The organism is Citrobacter sp. TBCS-14 (genome assembly GCF_005280805.1).
Classification (GTDB): domain Bacteria; phylum Pseudomonadota; class Gammaproteobacteria; order Enterobacterales; family Enterobacteriaceae; genus Citrobacter; species Citrobacter gillenii.
Genome location: NZ_SZWM01001356.1, coordinates 1 through 309, shown reverse-complemented (window position 1 = coordinate 309; position 309 = coordinate 1). Strand labels below are relative to the sequence as shown.

The window sequence follows — 309 nt, the reverse complement described above, 5'->3', positions numbered from 1 at the left end:
GGTAATACAGAACGCCCACACTTCAACCCGATCCGGCCCACGCGGGTGCCAGACGCGCAGCGTGGCGGTACCGTTGAGCCAGGAAAGCGTGGGGAAGATGTTGTTGTGACCAGCCAGACGCAGGGCGCGAACCTTGCCCAAACGCTCTTCGGCTTCCGCGTAGGTGTCGCGGTAGTAGCTGGAGACTTCACCGTCGACCCACACGTTGGCGTCCGGTTTCTCGGTAAAGAAGAAGCCGCTGCCGTGGCCGTCCTGGCCGAACTGTAGTGCATCTTTGGCGGTTTCCCACACCGGGCGGGCGGTCTGACC

At 63.1% G+C, this 309-nt stretch carries 1 protein-coding gene; it reads right to left on the bottom strand.

Annotation, left to right across the window (positions count from 1 at the left end):
- Nucleotides 1-309 (bottom strand): SRPBCC family protein (locus FDX22_RS29895; protein ID WP_304571841.1); only part of this gene is annotated, 309 nt, incomplete at both ends.